Source organism: Leptospira ilyithenensis, from assembly GCF_004771005.1.
Classification (GTDB): Bacteria; Spirochaetota; Leptospiria; order Leptospirales; family Leptospiraceae; genus Leptospira_A; species Leptospira_A ilyithenensis.
In genome coordinates, this window is sequence record NZ_RQHV01000032.1 from 1 (window position 1) to 22582 (window position 22582).

General features: G+C 41.1%; 22 protein-coding genes. 12 read left to right on the top strand and 10 right to left on the bottom strand.

Features of this window, described 5'->3' with window-relative positions:
• From EHS11_RS04195 to EHS11_RS04205, 3 genes are all read right to left on the bottom strand, one after another.
• On the bottom strand, positions 1–862 hold an 862-nt coding region (locus tag EHS11_RS04195; RefSeq protein ID WP_135763168.1), incomplete at its 3' end, for a TIGR04388 family protein.
• A gap of 671 nt (positions 863–1533) precedes the next feature.
• The gene (locus EHS11_RS04200; RefSeq protein ID WP_135763169.1) at positions 1534–3282 is read right to left on the bottom strand and encodes a hypothetical protein; all 1749 of its coding nucleotides are present in this window, start codon (positions 3280–3282) and stop codon (positions 1534–1536) included.
• Positions 3283–3336: 54 nt separating this feature from the next.
• Positions 3337–4371 carry a zinc-dependent alcohol dehydrogenase gene (locus tag EHS11_RS04205; RefSeq protein WP_135763170.1) on the bottom strand — a complete coding sequence of 345 codons (1035 nt, stop codon included), beginning with the start codon at positions 4369–4371 and terminating at the stop codon, positions 3337–3339.
• A 100-nt stretch (positions 4372–4471) separates the two neighbouring features.
• On the opposite strand from EHS11_RS04205, the gene EHS11_RS04210 reads away from it, so the two are divergent.
• Positions 4472–5062, top strand: coding sequence for a TetR/AcrR family transcriptional regulator (locus EHS11_RS04210; protein ID WP_135763171.1), 591 nt, complete (start codon positions 4472–4474; stop codon positions 5060–5062).
• Between the two features lie 4 nt (positions 5063–5066).
• Here EHS11_RS04210 and EHS11_RS04215 read toward each other — a convergent pair whose 3' ends face one another.
• The 4 genes from EHS11_RS04215 to EHS11_RS04230 form a co-directional block, all read right to left on the bottom strand.
• Positions 5067–5444 (bottom strand): hypothetical protein, encoded by a 378-nt coding sequence (locus EHS11_RS04215; protein ID WP_135763172.1) that lies wholly within the window; start codon positions 5442–5444, stop codon positions 5067–5069.
• A 73-nt stretch (positions 5445–5517) separates the two neighbouring features.
• Positions 5518–6087 carry an RBBP9/YdeN family alpha/beta hydrolase gene (locus EHS11_RS04220; RefSeq protein WP_135763173.1) on the bottom strand — a complete coding sequence of 190 codons (570 nt, stop codon included), beginning with the start codon at positions 6085–6087 and terminating at the stop codon, positions 5518–5520.
• Positions 6088–6109: 22 nt separating this feature from the next.
• A complete protein-coding gene (locus EHS11_RS04225) occupies positions 6110–6760 on the bottom strand; it encodes an NrsF family protein (RefSeq protein ID WP_135763174.1) in 651 nt (216 codons plus the stop codon).
• A complete protein-coding gene (locus EHS11_RS04230) occupies positions 6757–7314 on the bottom strand; it encodes a sigma-70 family RNA polymerase sigma factor (protein WP_246047581.1) in 558 nt (185 codons plus the stop codon). The genes EHS11_RS04225 and EHS11_RS04230 overlap by 4 nt, the downstream gene beginning before the upstream one ends.
• Positions 7315–7443: 129 nt before the next feature.
• Here EHS11_RS04230 and bufA2 point away from each other — a divergent pair, with 129 nt between their 5' ends.
• From bufA2 to EHS11_RS04245, 3 genes are read left to right on the top strand one after another with little or no spacing between them, the layout of a single operon-like run.
• Positions 7444–7698 carry a BufA2 family periplasmic bufferin-type metallophore gene (gene bufA2, locus EHS11_RS04235; RefSeq protein ID WP_109022106.1) on the top strand — a complete coding sequence of 85 codons (255 nt, stop codon included), beginning with the start codon at positions 7444–7446 and terminating at the stop codon, positions 7696–7698.
• Between the two features lie 5 nt (positions 7699–7703).
• The gene (bufB, locus tag EHS11_RS04240; RefSeq protein WP_246047583.1) at positions 7704–8564 is read left to right on the top strand and encodes an MNIO family bufferin maturase; all 861 of its coding nucleotides are present in this window, start codon (positions 7704–7706) and stop codon (positions 8562–8564) included.
• Entirely contained in the window at positions 8530–9285 is a 756-nt protein-coding gene (locus EHS11_RS04245; RefSeq protein WP_135763176.1) for an HvfC/BufC N-terminal domain-containing protein, read from the top strand. The genes bufB and EHS11_RS04245 overlap by 35 nt, the downstream gene beginning before the upstream one ends.
• An 18-nt stretch (positions 9286–9303) precedes the next feature.
• On the opposite strand, the gene EHS11_RS04250 is transcribed toward EHS11_RS04245, so the two are convergent.
• Entirely contained in the window at positions 9304–11268 is a 1965-nt protein-coding gene (locus tag EHS11_RS04250; protein WP_135763177.1) for a PP2C family protein-serine/threonine phosphatase, read from the bottom strand.
• A 208-nt stretch (positions 11269–11476) separates the two neighbouring features.
• On the opposite strand from EHS11_RS04250, the gene EHS11_RS04255 reads away from it, so the two are divergent.
• A complete protein-coding gene (locus EHS11_RS04255) occupies positions 11477–13426 on the top strand; it encodes a PP2C family protein-serine/threonine phosphatase (RefSeq protein WP_246047585.1) in 1950 nt (649 codons plus the stop codon).
• Here EHS11_RS04255 and eutC read toward each other — a convergent pair.
• The gene (gene eutC, locus EHS11_RS04260) at positions 13419–14210 is read right to left on the bottom strand and encodes an ethanolamine ammonia-lyase subunit EutC (protein ID WP_135763178.1); all 792 of its coding nucleotides are present in this window, start codon (positions 14208–14210) and stop codon (positions 13419–13421) included. The two genes, EHS11_RS04255 and eutC, sit on opposite strands and share 8 nt — an antisense overlap.
• Positions 14203–15591, bottom strand: coding sequence for an ethanolamine ammonia-lyase subunit EutB (locus EHS11_RS04265; protein WP_135763179.1), 1389 nt, complete (start codon positions 15589–15591; stop codon positions 14203–14205). The genes eutC and EHS11_RS04265 overlap by 8 nt, the downstream gene beginning before the upstream one ends.
• An 85-nt stretch (positions 15592–15676) precedes the next feature.
• Between EHS11_RS04265 and EHS11_RS04270 the strand changes: the two genes are divergently transcribed.
• The 7 genes from EHS11_RS04270 (at position 15677) to EHS11_RS04300 (ending at position 22581) form a co-directional block, all read left to right on the top strand.
• A complete protein-coding gene (locus tag EHS11_RS04270; protein ID WP_135763180.1) occupies positions 15677–17560 on the top strand; it encodes a 7TM diverse intracellular signaling domain-containing protein in 1884 nt (627 codons plus the stop codon).
• Between the two features lie 15 nt (positions 17561–17575).
• The gene (locus tag EHS11_RS04275; protein ID WP_135763181.1) at positions 17576–18313 is read left to right on the top strand and encodes a LytR/AlgR family response regulator transcription factor; all 738 of its coding nucleotides are present in this window, start codon (positions 17576–17578) and stop codon (positions 18311–18313) included.
• 130 nt (positions 18314–18443) lie between these two features.
• On the top strand, positions 18444–18824 hold the full coding sequence (locus EHS11_RS04280; RefSeq protein ID WP_135763182.1) for an LIC20211 family lipoprotein: 381 nt from the start codon (positions 18444–18446) through the stop codon (positions 18822–18824).
• A 17-nt stretch (positions 18825–18841) separates the two neighbouring features.
• The gene (locus tag EHS11_RS04285; protein WP_135763183.1) at positions 18842–19234 is read left to right on the top strand and encodes a hypothetical protein; all 393 of its coding nucleotides are present in this window, start codon (positions 18842–18844) and stop codon (positions 19232–19234) included.
• Positions 19231–19590: a hypothetical protein gene (locus tag EHS11_RS04290; protein ID WP_425460540.1), complete on the top strand. Its 360-nt coding sequence runs from the start codon at positions 19231–19233 to the stop codon at positions 19588–19590. Before EHS11_RS04285 ends, EHS11_RS04290 begins: the two co-directional genes overlap by 4 nt.
• Positions 19562–22075 carry a TonB-dependent receptor plug domain-containing protein gene (locus EHS11_RS04295; protein WP_135763267.1) on the top strand — a complete coding sequence of 838 codons (2514 nt, stop codon included), beginning with the start codon at positions 19562–19564 and terminating at the stop codon, positions 22073–22075. The genes EHS11_RS04290 and EHS11_RS04295 overlap by 29 nt, the downstream gene beginning before the upstream one ends.
• Positions 22075–22581: a hypothetical protein gene (locus EHS11_RS04300; protein WP_135763185.1), complete on the top strand. Its 507-nt coding sequence runs from the start codon at positions 22075–22077 to the stop codon at positions 22579–22581. The genes EHS11_RS04295 and EHS11_RS04300 overlap by 1 nt, the downstream gene beginning before the upstream one ends.
• Position 22582: the final 1 nt, after the last annotated feature.

The window sequence follows — 22582 nt, forward strand, 5'->3', positions numbered from 1 at the left end:
TGATGCCTGCATCATTCAAACCTCCCTGGTTGGCTTTTTTATACACGCAGTCATCGGTTTTGTTGCAAGTATCAGCGAGCATTGTTTTGAACTGATCCACTATGCCTTGAATTCCACTTTTAACGACTGATTTATAGGAATCGATTGCGTTCAGATTGGTTTGGAAAGTAGTTTCCGATTCGTCCATAGACTCGAGAAATTTGCTGTAATTGCTTTCTATCGTTTGCAAGGAGGTTGCAAAGTCGTTGAATCCCTGTTGCTCATTCTGGTTGAAGTTCTGACTCCACTGGTTGCTTGCATTTGCAATTTGTTGTTGGAGCACGAAAGCTTGGGTATATGTGTCCTGCCCGGAAAGAGTGGTTTGCACTCCGATCCGGTTCAGGTAGGTCGTGTCCACTCTGTTTGTATTCAGCTTCAATACAAACTCGTCTCTGTTCCTAAGAAAGTCCAGATTCGCCCGGCTTTCCCAGGTCTGCAAAGCCTCTGTTTTCTGAGAGATCAGGTGTTTTAGCGCAGAGTCCTTATGCGCATTTAGATCGTTATACGCATCGCTTGTGTTTATGCCCGAGACGTAATCGTAAATGGTCCTGTCTGCCTCGGCTTCCCACTGGGCGCGGAATAAACCTTTCTGACGCAGCACCTGATCCATCCAGGCTTGCGTGGAATTCAGAAAATACGACTGAGCGTAGACCTGGTTCATCATATTCGAATTGTAAGGATCCATCTGCAACTGAGGGATCGTTGCCTGGGAGAAGATCGCTCCTGCAAAAAACAGTGAGAATACAAAGGAAAAAAGCGCGAGCGCGCCTTGTGTTTTTGTGAATCCTGTGAACCTTTGTTCAGATGGGTTTTCTGTTTGCATGGGGGACCTACGATTTGGTCAGCTAAGCCGCATTAAAGCGAGAAGTCAAAAAATTATGGAATGGCGGCGATCATTTTTTATTGGAGTTTTTTCGTTTTTTAGAAAAAAAATTCCCTTTTTGGAGGGGATGGATTTGGCAAAAAGGGATTTTCCGGCTGGGATATGTTTCGCTTCGAAATAACTTACTTTTCATGCCAGGGACCTACCCCATAAACTTCTACAAACGGAACATCTCATCAGGGGCCAAAGTGACAGAATATTCAGATAATCCTGAAAGCCCCCGACCTTGAGATCAGCTTCGCTGATGATTCTTCGAATACTTCTTCGCTTCTATTGGCGCGAAGAAGGGGTTGGGGGGTGAGGTTCACGGGCTTACAAAATTCCACCTAATACAGATTCAAGATTCCGCCTACACTTATTACCCTTGGTTCTGAAAATTTTCTACAAAAAAGTTCGCCTTTTTACCATTATTCTCCGGTAAATACCCGATCTTATCATCATTTTAGAAGGTTACCCCCGACCAGAGATACGAAGGGCCTGGTCCGCGCAAGGCGCGACCGAGCGGTTTTCCGCGAGCCCGTAGTAGCTCGGGCCCCGAAGCGAAAGGCTTCGGGGTGGGCGCCCGCAAAACAAAAAGATACGTCGTTCGATTAACACCTGTAATGTAAATATCAAATCCCTTTGAACAAATCAATGCACAACAATTCGGATTGGTATTTGAAAACAAGATATCCGTGAAAGCTGACGGCAAATCCTTCGATGGAGCGAAGTCTCACTTGGTTTATTTCTTTTCCCTCCGGACTCCAGAGAGTTACCAGATAATTATCGTTAACTCCATAGCCGGTATAATTAGACTGAATGAAACAAATGTTCTTACCATCAAACGTAAATAAGTTGGTAAAAGGAACATCCGAAGGCAAGACTCGAATTTCTTCTCCTTCCAAAGAAAAGAGACGGATCTGTTTGTAGTCTTCGCAAAAGACAAGTCTGTTTTCCGTAACAAGAGTAGGTTCCGGCTTATCATCCAAAGCACGAGAGCCTAAAATATCCGTGGAAGTATATGGAATTTTTCTTACGATCTCCAAATCAAAATTCAAAATATAAGATTCGTCATAAGCGAAAGGAACAAAATATCCGTTTGGCAATAGCACGGGAGTTGCCATTAGGAAATGAGTCAAACTCACTCCGCTCTCCATTTTTTTCTGAAACTCTTTTATTAGATGGGTTCTGGGATTTTCAACATGCGCATAATAGTAGAATACATTCATATTCGAATCCATAAATACCGGATGATACCGAGACTTCCAACGGGAGAGAATTTTCCAATCTTTATCGTAGAGAATAAAACCTTTCATGGTATAGATGATGATCTTCCCATCTTCATCTATCTGTAGCTTGCCGGAAAATACATGGCCGTCAGGAAGAGAAAGATTCACAACCTCTTTTCCATTTTTTAAATCGAAAGCTTTTAAAGAAAAACCGCTCGGTAAGTAGAGAATATCGTCCCAAATCGTGATCCTAAAATTATGAACGGTTCTATTTTCGGAATAATCCCTTTCTTCCGGTGAAATCACTTCGTAGGCTTTCCAGGAAAGATGTTCTTCTAACAAAAGTTCGCCGTCTTTGGAATGAACCAGGAGTCGATCCGGACGGTTCAATCGAGAATAGTGTTCCGATCCAATTTGCAATCCATGCAAAGTACAAATATAACCGCGTTGGTAAAATAAAACAGGTAGCTTCATACCTCTGGAAAAGGATGTCGGCAAATCCGTTTTCCAACCGGCCTTACCAGTCTTCTGATTCAATGACTGCAAATACGACCGACCATCCTCGCCTTCTTCTATCCAAATCACAAGGTCTTCCAAAGTATAAAACTCGGAAGAGATGATCTTAGAATCCTTGGGTAAGGAATAAATGGATTTTGCGTCAGTATGAAAACCGTCTTCTTTGAATCTGCGAAATTCTTCCGGGGCAATGTTTTCATACCATTTTTCCAACCAATGTTTGATGCCGCTGTCCAAGTCCGGTTTTTGTTCTCTATAAAGTTGAATGAGGTTTTGTTTTTCCTTTTCTTTCAAACTGTCCAAAACCGATGTCCGAAAGTCATAAGGCATGGGAATATCACCTAACTTAAGTATGTTGTCTAATGTAGGTTGAGCTACGACTTCCCTTTCCATTCCTTTCAATAAAGTTGCCGTTTGTTCGTAATACTCCGGATAGGTGGAACGGGGATCTCCGGTACCGCGAGATTGGATTTTCCAAATGGAATCGCAATCGGGACAGCGAAAGATTTCCGAAAAAACCTGAATTGCGTTTTCTACCAAATCATCGATCGGAAAATCATGGTAGTAATCTTCTCCGCTCAAAGGAACGGAGCGTGAAAAAGATTCTGATTTTTTGAGACAATAGAGGCAAGACATGGGAAAAGAATATCTATCTTTCCCCATCTGTCAAAGAAAGCATTTACGATCTCATCAATTTATTGCCGCTTGAGTGATCACAAGTTTCGTACTCGGTTCGATCCAAGCTTCTTTTGCATCCGAAAAAGATGCCACCTTCGTTACAATCGGACCCGGATCATAGATCCCGGATTCAATGAGCGACAAAATCTTTGTCATATATTCTCTTGAATCCACACGGGTAATATGCAGTTTGGCCCCGAGATTATAAAGTTCCAAATAGGGAATCTCCCATTTATTGGTCCAAAAAATAGATGCGGAAGTGAACACTCCGTTCGGTGCAATGGATCGCATTGCCATGTCCCAGCCTTCTTTGGTAGAAGCACATTCGCAAACCAAATCGAATCTTCCGGCAGACTTGGGAAAAGTTTCAGTATACTCGCAAGGAATTCCGAGCGAGCTTGCAAGGTCGATCCGCGCTCTGTCAGTGTCCCAATAAACGACTGTTCCTCGGCCCATTCTGTGGGCAAGTAGTGCAGTATATAAACCGATGCTTGCGGCCTGTCCTCCGACTACCAAAACCCGGGAGTCCGGCCTTGTTTCCAAATATTTTCCCGCAAGCTTCCAAGCCTCTGCGATATTATCGGACAAACTGGCAACTGCTACAGGATCGGTAGACTCTTTCATAGGAAGTAACATCTGTGATGCGTAGGGAACTAGAACCGATTCGGCAACGGCACCTCCATAGATTTGCGCACCGGGAGCCATTCCAAAACTAGTGATCGGGGGCAAAGTAGTGCAGGATTTCGAGTCCGCTGCGATACAACTGGGGCAGGTTCCGCAGGAAATCTGAAAAGATACAGCAACTCTCTGTTTGGCGGTAAACTGTCCGGTCAAATCGTCGGAGACGGAAATGACTTCTCCCACGAACTCATGCCCCAAGGGAAACGGAGGGCGAAATAAGGTTTTTCCTGTAACAATCCCGATGTCCAAATCACAACGAGCGATGGCGATGGGTCGGACCAAAGCCTGATTTTTACCTGTGATTTTGGGACTAGAAACCTCTTCCCATTCCAAGATTCTTTTTTTCCGAAATACTAAGTGTTGCATAGAATTTACCACTAGACAGATTTGTCTAAATTTTAAAGACTGTGAAATTTTTGTCGAGAAAAAATTAGACAGTATTGTCTAATTCAAAAGAATCGATTTTATGAGCAAACAAAAGCCAAAAGAAAGGATACTCGCCACTACAAAATCCCTTTTCTACCGGCAAGGGTATGATCGGACGGGAATCAACCAAATTCTGGAAGAGTCCAATTCCCATAAACAAAGTTTGTACCAGTATTTTCCTTCCAAACAAGAACTGGGAAAGGCGTATATCGAAGAACAAAGGTTAGATCTACTAAACTTTCTCCAAGGTCTTTCGGAAAAAAAAGAAAATCCCAGAGAATGGATTGCTGCTTGGGTAAACGTGTTGAAGCGACAGGCAAGAAAGGACGATTTTTTCGGATGCCCTTTTGCCAATTTTTCAGCACAAAGTCTGGAAGAAAAAAATATCTTCCAAGAGCAATTGCAAACCGTGATCAAAGAATGGATTCTTATGTTCGAAACAAACTTCGACCGATGGAAAGAGAAAAAATATATTTCACCTAACTTAAACTCATCGGTCTGTGCAAAAAAATCATTGGTGATTTACGAAGGCAATATCCAACTCTTCCTGATTACAGGAAACAAATTCTATCTGGAGTCCATCGAATCCGATTTTCTGGATCTGATCGGAGGAACTGCCAGTGAATTCTAAAAGATCAAATCAAGGAACCGAGTTTAAAACTAGGCCAAGCTCCGAACCAAGTATGATAGTAAAGTACATAGATACCGAATAACAACCCACATAAGATTAAAAAGATCGCGGTTTTGCGAAATACCAATAGATTTCCCATTTCCACGGCAATCTTCAAAACAATCTTTGTCAATTTGTCAATGATGGAAAACAAAAACCAGAAAAGCAAAAGGATCACTCCCATACCGATCAAAGTCACGATCGGCTTTTCATAAAGAGAGGTAAGAGTTAAGACCCGCCCGTTGATGTTTGTTACAATCAGATCGACTGCAAGTATGCAAAGTATGCGAAAATAAAAACCCAAAAAACGATGAAAGAGAGTTTGTTTCGGTAAAGAGGACATGGAATAAAAACATAGCTTCCGATTCGAAATGGCAAGTACGATTTGTCAAAAATCTGTAGAAAAACGAAACTTTTTATAATCTCCACAAAAACAATATTAGGTTTGTGATTCCTCCGAACCACATGCCTAAATTGCTTTCGGAATTCACATGTCCTTTTTTTCCTATATTTTTAAATTCAGCGCCCCAGTCAAAGGCAAGCTGTTCGGAAAAGGAAATCTCCGCATAAGGATCATTTTCACTGGCCAAAATCAGGGAAGGAGGAACCAATCTAATTCTCGTTAGTTTGGAAAATTCCACCGCTTGGGAAGGAAAGACCGATGATTTCGGATTAGGCGGAGCAACAAGCAGAATGGAAGCAACATAATTTTGGTGAATTTGATTTTCAAAAAAATAATGATGCACCAAAAGGCATCCCAGGCTATGGGCAATGATTATTTTTTTCCGATTGTTGCCCAATCCACCCAACAGCTCACCTAACGCAGACTCCCATTCCTTAAGATCAGGCCGATCCCAATCGGAAACGGAAATACGATATGCGTTCGGTAAAAAATTTTCCCATTTGGATTGCCAATGGGTTTCGCCTGAATTTCCTATCCCAGGAACAATAATAAAATCATATTTTTGAAAGAAGGGTAATTTCATAATAGAAAGCTTTTGATCAAAACTAATATAAAACCTTTGGTTGAATCAGTTTAAATATCGGAAAAAAAATCAAACTATAAAACGGAAGCGACACAAGAGTATGCCAGACGAGTATATGAGCCGCAGTTTCATCGGCGCACAAGAATGAGATCGCCATTTGAGCCAATGTAAAAGGCAGCACGAATGCGGAAAATTGAAATAAAAAGGTAGGTTCGACAAAACCTTTTCTTAAATGCAAATTCAGTAAAATCACAGGAATGATTGTCATTAACAGGACCACTTCCGCACAACCAGGCCCGTGACTTTTCCAATTCTCGGAAAGACCCGCAAACAAACCTTTCTCCGTAAATGTGGCTGTGATAATCAAAAAACAAAACCAACTAAGTAGAATTAGATTGTGAAATAGATAACCATAATCGAATTGTTTTCCGGGAATGTTTCTTTCGTACAAAACAAGACCGCAAGAAACAAAAACGACCGCCAAAGTAAGAATGGACTCCCAAAGCTTGGGAATATGATATTGCCCGCGTATCACTGTAGAGATGACCAAAATAACAAATATACTCAAAACGGAAAATAATGCCCAAGTCAAAAATCGAAGGAATGGGCTTTTCAAAACACGTATTTTCTTATTATCTTGTGTAAGTATCTCAATTAATTCTAAGGTTTTCATAATCTGCCTCCCGGTTGAATACGAATGATTTTATAAATTCTATGCGCCGCCGTTTTTACCGCAGATTGGGACATAGACATTACCTTCGCCGTTTCAGCGACGGACATCCTTTCCAGCTTTAAAAGACGAATGATCAATCTCTGTTTTTCGGAAAGTTTGTCCAAAATTTCCTCAATATATTCCTTGATATCCTCTTCCGAATCAAAATATTCCTTTTCCGGCAGATACTCGTTAGACCGAATGATTTCTCTTTTTTTCATCCGCTCTTTTTTTCTGATATAGTCGACTATCTTATATTTGGCGATAGCGGACAACCATGGCAAAAACGATTTATCGGGTAAGAAAGTATGTTTGGAAAGATGGATGGCAATGAGAATTTCCTGAAGAACGTCTTCTCTGTCATTCGGATCGTAAATTTTTATTGAAAGTGCCTTTCTTAGAATTTCGCTTGTTTCTTCCAGAAGTTTCCGATAAGAAGATGAGTCGCCTTTCTGAGAAGAACGCATCAAACCGGATAATTCTTCCGGAGCAATCCTATTCTGAGATAATTTCAACACTCTTCATTCACCTGAAAGTTCAGTTCATAAATCAATTTATTTATAGAAACCAAATTATTTTTTCATCGCTGTAACTTTTTCATCTTTCAAACGAAAGAAAATGCAAATCGAACGCGGGAGTTTATTATGAATTACAAATCAGGAATCCTTATTGGCGCAGCCTTAGCCGGACTTACTTTCACGTCTTGTATGAGCGCGAAAACACAAGTTGCGGAAAAAGCGGAAGGAGAATGTCACGGAATCAATGCCTGCAAAGGTCAGGGAGATTGCGGAGGAAAGGGACATTCGTGTGCGGGAAAAAATTCATGCAAAGGACAAGGTTGGAAGGGAACTTCCGAAAAAGATTGTGCATCGAAAGGTGGAAAGTTCGTAAAATCTTAAAACCCTTGGAGCATCTAACTTCCATATACGGTGTTGGTCTCAGACGAGAGCATTATCCTTATCTATTGGAAAAACCGGATACGGATATAGATTGGTTTGAAGTCATCAGTGAAAATTATATGAACACTGAAGGAAGACCTATGTCCGTATTGGAATCCATTCGTAAGGATTATCCGGTAGCATGTCACGGAGTCGGCATGTCTTTGGGAAGCGCGACAGGAATCGATCGTAAGTATCTGAAAGATTTAAAACGGCTTATCGAAAGAGTGGAACCTTTCCTGGTATCGGATCATTTGGCTTGGAATGACCGGAACGGAATCAGATTGCATGAACTGATTCCCGTTCCTTATCATGAAGAGTGTCTGGAGGCAATAACAAAGAATATAGATAATGTACAAAATGAACTGCATAGACAGATCGCAGTCGAAAATATTTCCGCATACTTTAACTATACATCTTCTTCGATGAGTGAATGCGAGTTTGTAAGTCAATTGGTCCGAAGAACCGGATGTTTATTGCTCCTGGACATCAATAATATTTATGTAAATGCAAAAAACTTTCATTTTGATCCCATGGATTTCGTCAGATCCATTCCAAAAGAAAGTATAGCTCAGATCCATTTGGCGGGTTTTACCGACATGGGAAATTTCCTCTTCGATACTCATGCGGAACCTGTACATCAGGAAGTCTGGAATTTATTTGAAACATCTTTAGCATATATCCCGGAGAATGTTCCTATCATGATTGAATGGGACGAAGATGTTCCCGAGTTTTATCGGTTGGAAGAAGAGCTGAACAAAGCGCGGAAGATTGTAAAAAGAGGACATAAAAATGAAGCTGAAAAAACTTCAGAATCTGTACTCTGACAGTATTTTGTATGACAGGGATATTCCTTTTCAAAATCAAATTACCGCTTGCGGTAATCTATCTCCGAAAGAAGCAATATCCGTTTATAAAAATGCATACTTTTACCGGATGAAGGAGGTATTGGCGGATAATTTCGAAGCCGTAAAATATGTATTAGGTGATGAATTGTTTACTTTCGTTGCGGAAACATTTATAAAAAAGACCCATCATAAGTCTTACGATCTATCCGACTACGGAGAAAATTTTCCAGATTTTCTGATAGAAACTTATCCCGAATTACCTTATCTGAAGGATTTGGCTAAGTTTGAAGCGGACTTTATGGACAGTTTTCATAAGGAAGAGCACCAAAGTTTCGACTTTTCGAAAATCGGAAATCAAATCGATTTGGAAAATTCAATCTTCGTATTCGGCAAAAACATAAAGCTCATCCGAAATCAATTTTCGATTTATCCGATTTGGAAAAACAGAAAATCAACTCAACCTCCCGATTTTTCCAAAATTGAAAATCAGGAATATTTGCTGCTTTACAAACAAAATTCGGATTTATACGTTCTTTCTCTGGAACCTGTGGAATATTTTTTTATCGACTTACTACGAAAAGGCGACCTGATCGGAGTTTCTTTGGAAAAAACGGCTGCCTGTTTTCATTTGAATCCTGAGATCATATCCGCCTTATTCGGGAAAATATCAGCCTCCGGCATAGTAATGAATATTATCTGACAAATCGAAGATTTGCCATCAGATGATTTTATTTACAAGTCTTTTTAAAATGGGATGGTTTTCTTCTTCCACGCCCACTTTGCCCAAAAGGTAGTTCGCCCTTTCCTTATCTCCCTGCAATCGATAAACATCTGCTAGGTGAATTAGGTTTTTAACATTCCTCGGATCGCGCAATCGGACTCTCTCGCTTAATTCCTGTGCCTCCCCCAGATAAGTCATGGATTTTGTTTGGGCGAAAACTCTTTTGAACAGTAAGGAAGTATGGAGCAACCAAGCCGTATCCGAAGGATCTATTTCCGGAACCATGCCGGCATATTCCAAAGCTTGGAGTAAATTTTCCTTTTTTTCATACAATCGTGCAAGAAGTTTCAATTCTTTCGGAGAAGCGGCGATAGGATTGAAACTTTCGTTCAGCAGACTCAATGCTTTTTCGAAATCGTGAGCAAGCATTGCATCCTTTGCTTCAAAATAATTTTTACTCAGTTTAAAATGATTTTCACCGGTATATTCCAATGAAATCAAACTGAAGTCATCTGAAAAAGAACCGTATGATTTCAATCTGGACTCCATCTCATAAAGATTTCCGTTTGCTTCCTCCAATCTTTGCAAAAATTGAGTCTCGTCTTCATTGATAACTCTCTTTCCGCCGGAAGTTTCTTCTATGACGATATCGTCTTTTCCGTCCGAGCCGCAAAATATTTTATCACCTTGTTTCAACTTAAAAACGCTGATGGAGACCTGAGTCCGAATTCCGGTTACACCTAACTTATAAAAATGATGTTCGTTGTCTATAAAGCCCGCTTTGCCGTCGCGGAATAAAATCATCCAGGGGTGTTCCAGATTGATATAATACAATGCGCCCGAAGTTTCTTCCAGTAGCCCGAAAATAGCGGATACAAGCATTCCTCCGTCAAATGTCTCGAATACTTTCTGCAAATCCATAAAACAATCCTTTAACCAGCGTTCAGGGCTTCGGTTGGAGGAATTGGGATCCATTTTGGAACGAATGATGATGGAATTATAAACCGCGCCGAGTACGATAGCTCCTCCGGCTCCCTGAATGGATTTGCCCATGGCGTCTCCATTGACAAACGCTTTGTATTTTTTCCCCTGCAGGATCAAATTGTATACGCTGACATAATCGCCGCCTAATTCGTATTCCTTGTCGCGGAATGAAAACTTTTTATGCTGGCGGATCGTATAATCGATCTTAACGAACCCGCTTTCCATTTCCTTCCCGATCAAAGGATCGAATAAGAGCGTAGTCAGAAAATAATCCCCATCCTGTTTCGTTTTTAAATCCTGAATCTGCGCCATAGACAAAGATATCTCTTTGTTTTTTTCCAAAATCCTATGACGGCTGATGAAAGTGGTAAAACGAAACCTTTCTATGATGAATCCGCTAAAAAAACCCACAAGATAACTGATCGCAAGATTTTGCATCGAATAGGAGGCGGAGTCAGTGGAAAGATCGGGATGAAAAATCAGAACGGATGTTAAAAAACAAAAAATAGATCCGATATAAAACAAAATGATGGTTCGTCTTTGAAAAGGCATAAAGACGAGGGTCATAACCGCAATCTGAAGCCCGGAAACGTAAGTCGGATCATCCGCAATTCTGCCTGTGAGAAACGCAGTGGCATTAAGGAGATAAAAAAATAAAAAATACGCCCAGCCGAGTCCTTTTCCCCTCACTCTGATTTTAAAATACTTATCAACAAAATAGAGCATTAAAAAAAACAAACAGATAAGAGAGAGTCCGATTCGGAAATAGAACAATTCCGGAAATTCAGGATGCAATTTTTGATCCGTATCAAAAGCAAAACCCAACCAAACAAAGAGTCCTATGACGGAACCGGGGAGATGCAAAAGTCTCGCCTGCCTGTGTAAGTCGTCCAAATATTCTTTTGCATATTTTTTACGATCTTCATCCAACTCGAATAGAGACTTAAATATTTTTTTAGTAAAGGAGAAAAAGGACATAGTAGATACGCTTATTTACTATAAGTTATCGATAAATTGAGAAGATCAATTCGAATTAAAATCCGGCTATAGCAAAAAGGCTCCGATTTTAAGTAATTCTCCGCAAATAATGCTACCTTTCGAATCGTACCCACTCGACGATGTTTTGCGGTCTTTAAAAAAACTTTGTGAATTTGGTCTTGCTATTTTCCCAAATTGGAATAGCGTCTTGGAACGAAGTACCCCTATGTTTTATATTGCCATTCTGACAATTTTTACCGGTTTTATTATGGCGATAGAGGCAAATCCTTTGGTAATCAAGCCGGCTGGAACTACTTCAGCACCGGACGGCTGGACATTCGCAGCAGAGGGACTAGAACCTGTGCCGATCCAAGTGGGGAAAAGTCTAGCGTCACAAGGCTTCAAACCCCCCACTCATGGTAAGTACCACTTTACATTTTTTTTTCCGAAAACTGAAACGATTCTTGCACAAGGCATTTACTTAAACCGGGTTCAGGAAGCGGATAAAATCTTTTTAAACGGAACGTTGATCGGAAAAACTGGAAGTTTTCCCCCAGGGGAAAAGTATTCACCTAACTGGTATTTGAAGAGATTGTATTATCTCCCCGACTCCCTTCTTAAAAAAGGAGAGCTCAATACATTGGAAGTGGAGATCTACTACCAGAACCAAACTTTCCCCGGAGGATTATTCCGCACAATCCCTGAAATCGGAAATTTGGATATGTTGTATTCCCATATCATCAAAGAGGACGGAAGGGATTTTTGCATCATCATGTTGTTTTTCGGGATCGGAGCTTATCAGATATTTTCCATTCTGCTTCGAAGACAACCGAAAGCCAATTTATATCTGCTTTGTTCCAGTATGTGTTTTGTTTTGTGGAGACTCCCTCTTTTAAATGTAACTCACAATTTTTCAGGACTGGAATTCAACACTCTGATCCGGGTCTTTTTTATTTTCCAAACATTACTTCCTGCCGCATTACTACTGTTTAGTTATTCTATCTTCCGGGATCCTTTGCGTAACAAGGAAATAGCAGTGGTCGGACTCGTTGTCATTCTTGCATTAATTCAAGTGTTCAATATAGAATATTCAACCAGGATTATTTGTCTCAGGATTTGGGAGTTTTCCCTGCTCTTTTTGGTCGCCTTTGTAATAACAGGCGTAATCCGTGCAGCAAAACAAAAGAAAAAAGAAGCAAGTATTCTGGGAATCGGTTTTTTATTTCTATGTATCGGTGGTGTAACGGACATCACAATTGATATCACTACGGGAAAAAATATTTACTTAAGCCAATACGGATTTTTGGTTCTGATGATTCTTTCCGCTGTAACGATTTCATTTCGAAATGCAAAAAACGAAAAAGAACTTTCCTTACTTACCAAAGATCTGGAAGCAAGAGTGCAAATCCGCACTGAAGAATTGCGTAAAAAAAATAACAATCTGGAACAGGATCTGTTTTTTGCCTCGCAATTGCAAGGCCACTTACTACCAAAAGATTCTCCTTCCGTCAAAGGTCTGAACTTATTCGCCACTTACCTTCCCATGGAACAGGTAGGAGGAGATTTATACGACTGGGTGGAAGTCGATGAACATCAGTTATTGTTTTTAATTGCGGATGTGGCAGGCCACGGTGTACCTGCAGCACTTGTATCTTCCATGGTAAAGGTCCAATTCAGGGAAATTGCCAAAGAAACCCAAAACCCTGCAAAAGTTCTTCTCAAAATGAACCAAGCTTTGGTTTTTTTGGTGAGCAAATATTTCATTACCGCCTCATGTGCATTATTTGATACAAAAAAAAACCAGGTCATCATATCTTCTGCAGGACATCCGAATCCTTTGATTTATAACGGAGATGATTCCAAATTCAGTTTTCTCAATCTAAAAGGTTCCATACTCGGCTGGAGGGAATCGTTCCAATTCCAAAACTGGACTCAAACGATTACAAAAGGTGACAGATATTTCTTTTATACCGATGGAGTGACCGAAGCGAGAGCCGACGGAAAATTGTTCGGAGAATCCAATCTACTCCGCCTTCTCAAAAAAACAAAATCAAAAGACATTCAAGCGGTTGCCGAAGTAGTACAGGAAGAAATTACAAAATATTCGGACAAAGAACTGAAAGATGATGTAACGTATGTTATTATCGAAATTATTTAGGTAACTGCTTTTCCGAAGAGCCGGTGAACCCTTCTATCGCATCCGTCATTCTGTCTTTCAACAAAACTCCCGATCTTTTTTGATCCAGTCCTTCCTTTAACAGATACGATAACTTTTCCGAAGCTTTTTCATAAGACAGACCTTCCTTACGAACGTTGGAAATGCAGTTTCGTCTTTCATCGGTCGAGCCGATCGTCGGTTCATAAGTCATATAAATTCCCAAACTGTCCGCAGATGTCAGTCCCGGTCTTTCCCCGATGAAAACGATGAGCATCTTTGCTCCGAAAACTTCGGCCACCTCGTCTCCGACAGCCACTCTCCCGTTCGTGACACAAACAATAGGAGCGATTTTTTTAAATAATACTTTCAGCTCTGGCCCCAAGAGATTTAAAAAAGGAATTATATTTTTGCGGATCGCCAAAGGAGACAAACCGTCTATGATGCAAATGGATAGATCATAATTCTTTTTCTGCAAGGAATGGGATTTGAGTTTTCCAACGGAATCTTCGCTCAAACGTCTTCCCTGATCCGGGCGGAGCAAATAATCCTGTCTGGTAGCTGCACAGGAATTCACTTCAATGATCCCGGGCCAGTCCTGCTCCTGCAAACCTTCGATGATTTCCTTCCAATTGCAAGTTTCCCATACGGCATCTCTTGCACCGGCATGATCCCATCTTAGCTTTAACATCTCTTTTGTGGGAAGTGAACCGCCTGCACGACCTAGACCGATTCTTGCAGAAGTGTGCTGTTTGATTTTTTCCCAGGATAAAGAATCGTTACCCATGAAATTCTCCCGCAAACCCGGGAAGGAGTCGCATAGAGTCCTCTTTCCAAGTTGGCAATTGGTTTTTTCCCACCACTCCCATCTTTTGAAGCCATGCTTCAAACTCAGGCGCTGGTTTTAAATTCAAACTTTGTCTGAGGTACAAAGCATCATGAAACGATGTGCTTTGATAAGACAACATCACATCGTCCGAGCCGGGGATTCCCATAATATAATTGCATCCGGCGACGCCAAGCATGGTTAAAAGCAAATCCATATCGTCGGAATCGGCATCCGCATGATTCGTATAACAGATGTCAACTCCCATGGGAAGACCCATGATTTTCCCGCAAAAATGATCTTCAAGACCAGCACGAATGATTTGTTTTCCGTTAAAAAGATATTCGGGGCCGATGAAACCTACGACCGTATTGACAAGTAAGGGAGAAAATTCGCGGGCCACAGCATAGGCACGGGTTTCCAGAGTCTGTTGGTCGATTCCGAAATGGGCATTTGCCGAAAGAGCGCTGCCTTGTCCCGTTTCAAAATACATTACATCGTTTCCAACCGTATAACGGTTCATAGACAATGCTTGTTCTCTTGCTTCTTTTAAAATACCAAGGCTCACTCCGAAACTTTCATTTAGTTTTTGAGTGCCTCCTATGGATTGAAACACCAGATCCAAAGGAGCATTTTCCGACATGAGTTCCATGGAAGTAGTGACATGACAGAGTACGCAGGATTGAGTGGGAATTTCATATTTGGTTCGAATGGAGTCCATTAGGTGGAGAAGCTTTCGCGCAGTAGGAAGATTGTCCGTAGCGGGATTGATACCGATTACTGCGTCTCCCGCTCCCAAGAGAAGACCGTCCAGAATGCTTGCGGCGACTCCGGTAAGATCATCGGTAGGATGATTCGGTTGCAGTCGGACGGAGATCCTTCCTTTTTCTCCGATTGTGTTTCTGAATTTTGTGACCACTCTGCATTTTTGCGCACCCAAAACCAAATCCTGTAAAGACATGATCTTTGAAACTGCCGCCACCATCTCCGGGGTGAGCGCATAACGAATGCTAGCAATAAAATCCGAATCACAATCTTCCGATAGGATAAAATCCCGTAAGCCACCGACGGTAAGATGATTTATTTTTTTGAATGCGACCGGATCGAATTGTTTTTGGATGAGTGCGGAAACGTCGTCTTTTTCACTGGGAAGGATTTCTTCTTTTAAAAATTGGTCTAACGGCAGATCGGCCAAACAGAATTGTGCAGCAACTCTCTCTCTGCCGGATTCAGCGGCAACTCCCGCCAGCTGATCTCCTGACCGAAGGGGAGTCGCTTTTGCAAGCAGTGTCTTAAGATCGGCAAATTGAAATCGAAAAGTTCCAATACTTGAACGAAACATCTATTCTGATTGAAAGAAGTTCTCCAAAAAGAACAATGAAAAAAAGAATTGAGTACAATATAAAATGAGATAGAGTATCGCCTCTATGAATTTTTTTTTGTCAAAATCTTTTCAAACCTTGTTCTTCGCTTTTGTCATTTTATTTACAACGCGAGTATTTGCGGAATCCACCGCTTCCATCGAATGGAAAAAAAATTTAAAAACACTTCCTCTCAGTCCCCGGGCAACATATTGGGAAGATCGGAATAAAACGGAAACCTTATCCAGTATATTAGAAAAAGCCAAAACAGGTAAAGATGCAAAATCCGCAGACGGAAAATCACTCGGTTTCGGTTATTCTTCTTCCGCCTACTGGCTTCATTGGTCTTTCCAAGTTGCAGAAGGAGATGAAGAAGAACTATGGCTGGAACTGGTTTCCCTGATCGATTCGATTGATTTGCATTTTTTTTACAACGGAAAGGAAATTCTCTCAAAACATACGGGAAGAATTCTACCGTTCTCTTCCAGGCTGATTGAACATAGAAATTTTTTATTCCAACTTCCTTTTACAAAGCCGGGCCATTATGATCTTGTTATGCGGTTTGAAAGCCAGGGCTCGGTCCTGTTGCCACTTACACTTTGGGAAAAAGAAACCTATCTGGAGGAAGAGGAAGCCAAAACCATTTTATTCGGAGCATACTTCGGAGTCATGGGAGTTGTATTTTTTTACAATTTGTTTTTATTCTTCAGCATAAAAGACAGAAGTTATCTTTATTATATTTTTTATATTTTATTTCTGACCTTGATCCAATCGGGAATCTGGGGATTCACTCACGCTTATGTTTTTCCCGATTTGCCCGCATGGGCGGATCAGACTTTTCCCGTTTCGATCGGACTTTCTTGCACCTTTAGTTTGTTATTTGCTCGAAAATTCGTGGAAGCAAAAAGCAAAATGCCGAAATTGAATATCTATCTTACCATTTTGGCATGTCTTTCCGCTTTGGTGATCCTCCCTTCTTTTTTCGGATATTACCGACTTGCAGTGACTCTGACCCTTTTCTTTGCAGTGTTGAATTCTCTGACCTTATTCGGAGTCTCCTCGTATGCGTGGGCAAAAGGTTATACGCAAGCTCGCTTTTTTCTGTTAGGTTCTTCCGTGGTTCTAGTGGGAGCAATTGTTGTGGGACTTCGCAATTTCGGAATCCTTCCTTATCATTTTCTCACCAATTATTCTTTGCAGATAGGCTCGGTATTGGAAGCGATTTTTCTTTCCCTTTCCCTAGCAGATCGAATCAATATCGTTCAAAGGGAAAAAGTGGAAATCCAAACGCGGTCTTTGGAAGAACAAAAAAGCCTCGCCGAAGCATTTTCCAGATTCTTTCCTTCCCAAATCATTCCCTTGTTGAACAAATCGGATGTGCGGGATGTTTCTCTAGGTGATGCCGTAGATGGAGAAGTCGCCGTTTTGTTTTTGGATATCAGAGGTTTTACATCCATTTCCGAAAAATTAAACCCAAGACTTACATTTGATTTTCTAAACGCGTTTATGAGATTCACAGCGCCTTCCATCGAACGCAAGTCAGGTTATATTGATAAGTACATCGGTGATTCGATTATGGCCTTTTTCCCAAACTCTTCCGAAAACGCACTCGCAGCCGCAAAAGATATGATGCTCGGTTTGGAAGAATTCAATCGCAAACGGGAAGAAACAAAAGAAACCCCTGTGAAAATAGGAATCGGAATTCATTATGGCAAGGTTCTGATCGGAACCATCGGCCAGGAAAGCAGAATGGACGGAACTTTGATCGGAGATACGGTCAATACTGCATCCCGTTTGGAAGGGAAAACAAAAGAATTGGGAACCACCGTCTTACTCAGTGAAACCGCATACAACAAACTTTCCTCCGAATCAAAAGCAAGTTTGAAATCCTTGGGAGAATTGGAACTTCGGGGAAGAAAAGAAAAAATTGCAGTCTACGGACTAAGTTAATTATATGATCATCATATGGGCGAGGAATCATCCTATTCGGTTTTAATCATAGAAGATGAATATCCTGCCCGTATGCTGATGATGGATTATATACTGGGTTGCCCCGAGCTCAAACTTGCCGGCATTGCAGAAGACGGAGAGAAAGCTTTCAAACTTTTGGAAGAGAAAGAATTCGATTTGGTTTTTTTAGATATCAACTTACCTGCAAAATCAGGGATAGAAATTCTGAAATCAATCAAAAAGCCCAAAACGTTTTTCATACTAACGACTGCCTATAGCGAATTTGCAGTTCAAGCATTCGATTTGGAAGCACTTGATTATCTATTAAAACCATTCTCTTTCGCCAGATTCAGAAAAGCGGTGGACAAGGCGTTGAAATACTGGAAGGAAATGCCTTTCACCAAAGAAGATTCCGACACAAATGACCACCTAACATTTACATCCGAATCAGCGACCCATTTGGTGTCTTATACAGAAATCCATTTTATCTCCGCAAACAACAAATCCTCCATCATCCATACGAATGCAAGAGACTACGAAACTCCCAAATTATTGAAAGATCTGGAAGAAAAGCTACCATCAAAACTTTTTATACGGATTCACAAAGGATATCTTGTAAATATAAAATATATTACAAATTTGAGATATGATAAAGGTGGAGCCTACCTTCTCCAACTGAAAAACGAAGACGAAACCGTTCTACCGGTTGGCCGCGCATTCGCGGGACAACTGAAAGAAACCCTCGGATTGTGATTTAATTTTCGTTTATTCCTAAGTACGTAGCGTTCATTCCCTTTCAAGTAGTTAATGACGGTTATCTGATTTTAACCATTGACAGTCATTCCTATCGGAGGAATTTTCCTTCAGATCGGAGTTATTAAAAATGAAAAAAACCTCTCTACTATTGTGCCTATTCGCCTCTTATTTATTTTTCACAAATTGCGCATCCTCTACCATAGGAATCGCAGCAAGCAATCGCCCGTTGCCAAATATTCCTTATGAAACGGTCAAATCCGTAGAGAAAAATTTTTCATGGTTTTCATTTGATATAGGAATCTTCGGAATCCCGACGACAACTCCTCCCGCAGATCATGTGATTCAATCCCTTATGGAAGGAGAAGATGCCGACGCTGTGGTGAATATCCGATATTGGAATGACAAATCCGTCTTCGGACCCGTGACAAGACATCGATTCGGAATCAAAGGAGATTTGGTGAAATTCACCGCACAGCAGTCTCCCGCCACAACCAAAGGTAAAAAATAACATTTAGGCCAGAGAGTATGAAACTTCGCATCAATATACTTTTTCTTTTATTCTGCCTTACAGTCTTTAATGCATGTTTGGGGGCAAAATTGCAAAAAGAAATCCATCTTTTTGATTCTGCCACCATCATAAGAAGCAATGATTATGTGATTCTAGGCAGAGGATTCGGACAGGATTCCGCATTCTACATCCTGGGAATGATCCCTGTTACACGGGAGCCGAACGTGGAATTGGCTTTGAGTCAAGTCCTCGAAAAATATCCCGAAGGCAAAACCCTGATCAATATTCAAATCCAAAGAATAGACAAACCCTATTTCCCTCTGGGACTCGTGACCATAGTGTCGGTGAGCGCCGATGTGGTCGGCAGTCCCAAACTAGAAGAAGTCGTTGAGACTCCCAAAGGAAAATGAAAACAATGATATTAAAATATATCAAAATTCTAATTTTATTGTTTTTTCTGGGGACTTTTATGCAATGCGCCTCCCAGGAAGATACGGTTCCTGTAAACGAAGCACAAAGCCAAGTTTATGCGGCTGCAAAATTTGCTGCCGAAAAATGTGGAACCCCCATTCCCAATCCTCCGCTTATCATCGTAAATCCTCCTTTGCAAAGAAATTTGGATTTATGTTCGATATCCATTACCAGAGTCGGCTGTCCTTTTGTCGGTTTTCCGATCGCCTGTACTTTGATCTACCTTCAAAAAGACCCCGGAAATATCCCTTGGTATGCAAACTTCAATGAACTCAGCAAACAACAAATTAAATAAATATATTATTCTAATATTTACATTCATGCTAATGGGATCCCCCTTGTTAGCGGTCAGTGTAAAAATAAAATTGTATAACCAGAAGAAAGAAGAGGGTGAGAAAAATCTATCCATTATGGTTTTTGAAACGAAAAAGTTTTTTCAAACCGACGGAGAAGGTAACGTTACTTTGGAATTTCCCGCACCCGGAGAGTATACTTTAAGACTACTCAGAGATACCGGTATGCAGGAAATGAAACTTTCCGTAGGTGCGACGGACGAAGAAAGAACCGTTTATACGGAAAAAAAAGTAGTTCCTAAAGGTGGTATCGTAGTGGAAGGGGAAAGGGAAAAAACTGTCTCATCCAGAACCAAAGTCCGCTATGAAGAAATCAAAAGGATGCCGGGAACATTCGGGGAAGCATTGCGGTCTTTGGAAACTTTACCAGGAGTCATTCCCAATATCGGATTCGGAGGGGGAGCCAACGGAATCATCATCCGAGGTGCTGATCCGCAATCCAATACGTATTTATACGACGACCTTCCTATTCTTTATCCTTACCACTTGGACGGATTGACATCAGTCATTCATAACGACTTGATCAAGTCGATCGACTTGTATCGAGGAGCATTTCCAGCTAACTTTAACAACGCGACAGGTGGGGTAATCGAGATCGAAACTGTCGATACGATTCAAAAGGCAAAAGGTGCGTTTCAAGTTTCCCTTTGGAATACTACCGCTTACAGTGCGACTCCTTTTGCCAATGGAAAAGGTTATGTTGCCATAGCGGGAAAATTAGGCTACTTGGACAAAACATTGGGAGCTTCCGGGCTTTTGCCGGAAGGAATCCGACTTCCCAGATACAACGATTCCCAGATCAAACTGGTTTATAATTTCACTCCCGAACACCAGGTAGCACTTTATAACTTGACTGCTCAGGATAATTTCGCAATCGACATTCCTAACAAAGCCGTGAATGATCCTACAAAAGATCCCATCTCCACTTTTTCCGGAGCAAGAGCGAATTTCGGACAGAGTTTCAGAACTACTGCGTTACGTTACACTTGGGTTCCGGGAGACAAATTCCAAAACCGCATTACATTGATTAACTTTGACCCGATCACTCAGTATAATGTCGGAGTGGGAAGCATTCAGGGAAAACAATACGTGCGACCTACTTATGTAGGGGTAAGACAGGATGCAAACTGGCAAGCCACCGATTTTCTAAAAATAGATTTCGGATCGGAATACAGAAGATTATCATTTAGAGATTACGGAGATCAGGTAAAACTGAAAGATCCGACGAATGTATCGCCAAACCCATATAACACTGCCGATCCGGATTTTATTTCCCAGCCTCTCAGTGTAAAAGGTTTATCTGGATATTACAACGGTTATACTACATTACACTTCAAGTTCGGGAACTTTTTAATCGAACCGGGAGTCCGTTACGACCATTTGGAAATCACAAACAACGGGGCATTGGCTCCCAGAGCCACCGCTTCCTATACTTTTCCCGAAATCGGAAAAGGTTTAACTATCTTCGGAAGCGGCGGTGATCTTGCACGCTTTCCTCAGACCACAGTATTCAATAAAGAAACGGGAAACCCCGATTTAAGATTTGAGAAAGTAAGAAAGGTAAGTGCAGGTTTCGAGCAAAAGTTCAATTCGGTGTGGCAGGTTACGTTCGAAGCATTCAAGAACGAATTTCGGGATACAATCGTAAGTGATCCTTATATTTCAACTCCTCTCGGAATGAACCCCGACAAATCAAGGTTACTCGCCCAACCATTGGTAACGAACAGATCTTTGAACTATTCCAACAGACAGAACGGTTGGTCCCATGGTTACGAAGTAATGATTCGAAAAAATTCAAAACCCGGAATACGAGACTGGTTCGGTTGGATCTCTTATACATGGTCTCAGTCTTTTGTGAATGATAATATCAACAAAACATATGATGGAGACAATTTTCAATACTCGACAATAGAGAAAAAAGTTATCGCGGAATACTTTCCCAACTCGAAGGAACAGCTGGCCACTTGGGATAGAACCCATGTTGTCAATGTGATCTACGGTTGGAGATTTACGGAAGAATACCAAATCGGAGGAAGATGGAGTTATCTTACATCCGTTCCTTACCAACCGATTACCGGAGACGACGGAGGTAGATATTCAAATCCTTTGAACGGTCTAACTTATTGGAACCCCACTTATTCCAACAATCCGTATTCATCCGATTACGGAAACGTAAAACGAGGTGCCGACTATCATAGATTAGATGTTCGTATCGACAAGTTTGAAAATTATTCCTGGGGTTATGTGAATTGGTATGTGGAAATCGTGAATTTATACCTGAGAAAAAATACGAACGGAGAAGGATTCGACAACTCCAGACCTTTCTCCGCCACCAACCCGACTCCAAGCCAGACCTTCGGAACATTGGAATTGCCTGGTGGCACGGTCATTCCGTTTTTTAATATCGGTATGGAGGTTCATTTCTAATGAAATTTACCAAACTACTTTATCTAACAGCAATACTATCCGGTTTCGCATTTTGCAAGGAAGAGAGCAAGTATGACGATGATTATGCGAGAGTCATCTTATTGCAATTGGCGATGTCAAATCCGTCTGCTACCGCTTCATGCTCCGCGGCAATTACGAGAAATACGGAATGTTTTGCACTCTCCATGGGAGTTCCTACTACTAGCATCGCTCTTTCCGATGCTGCGATAGAAGCGCAATGTAAAAACTTAAGACAAACTACTTTTAATAATATGTCGGAGCGTGCACAAGCATGCCTCTTCGACTGTCAGGAAAAAGATTGGGGAAGCAAGATCAATTCCGGTTCCTGCAAAACACAAACAACAACTGCATTGCTCGCTTCGGTTTCAACCAGTGCGGATTTGAAAACATGCATACGTTCCTGTATCCAAACAACTGACAACCTGGTAAACGATTCTGAAATCAATAACCTTTTATTATATAATTTTATTCAAATAGGAGAATAAT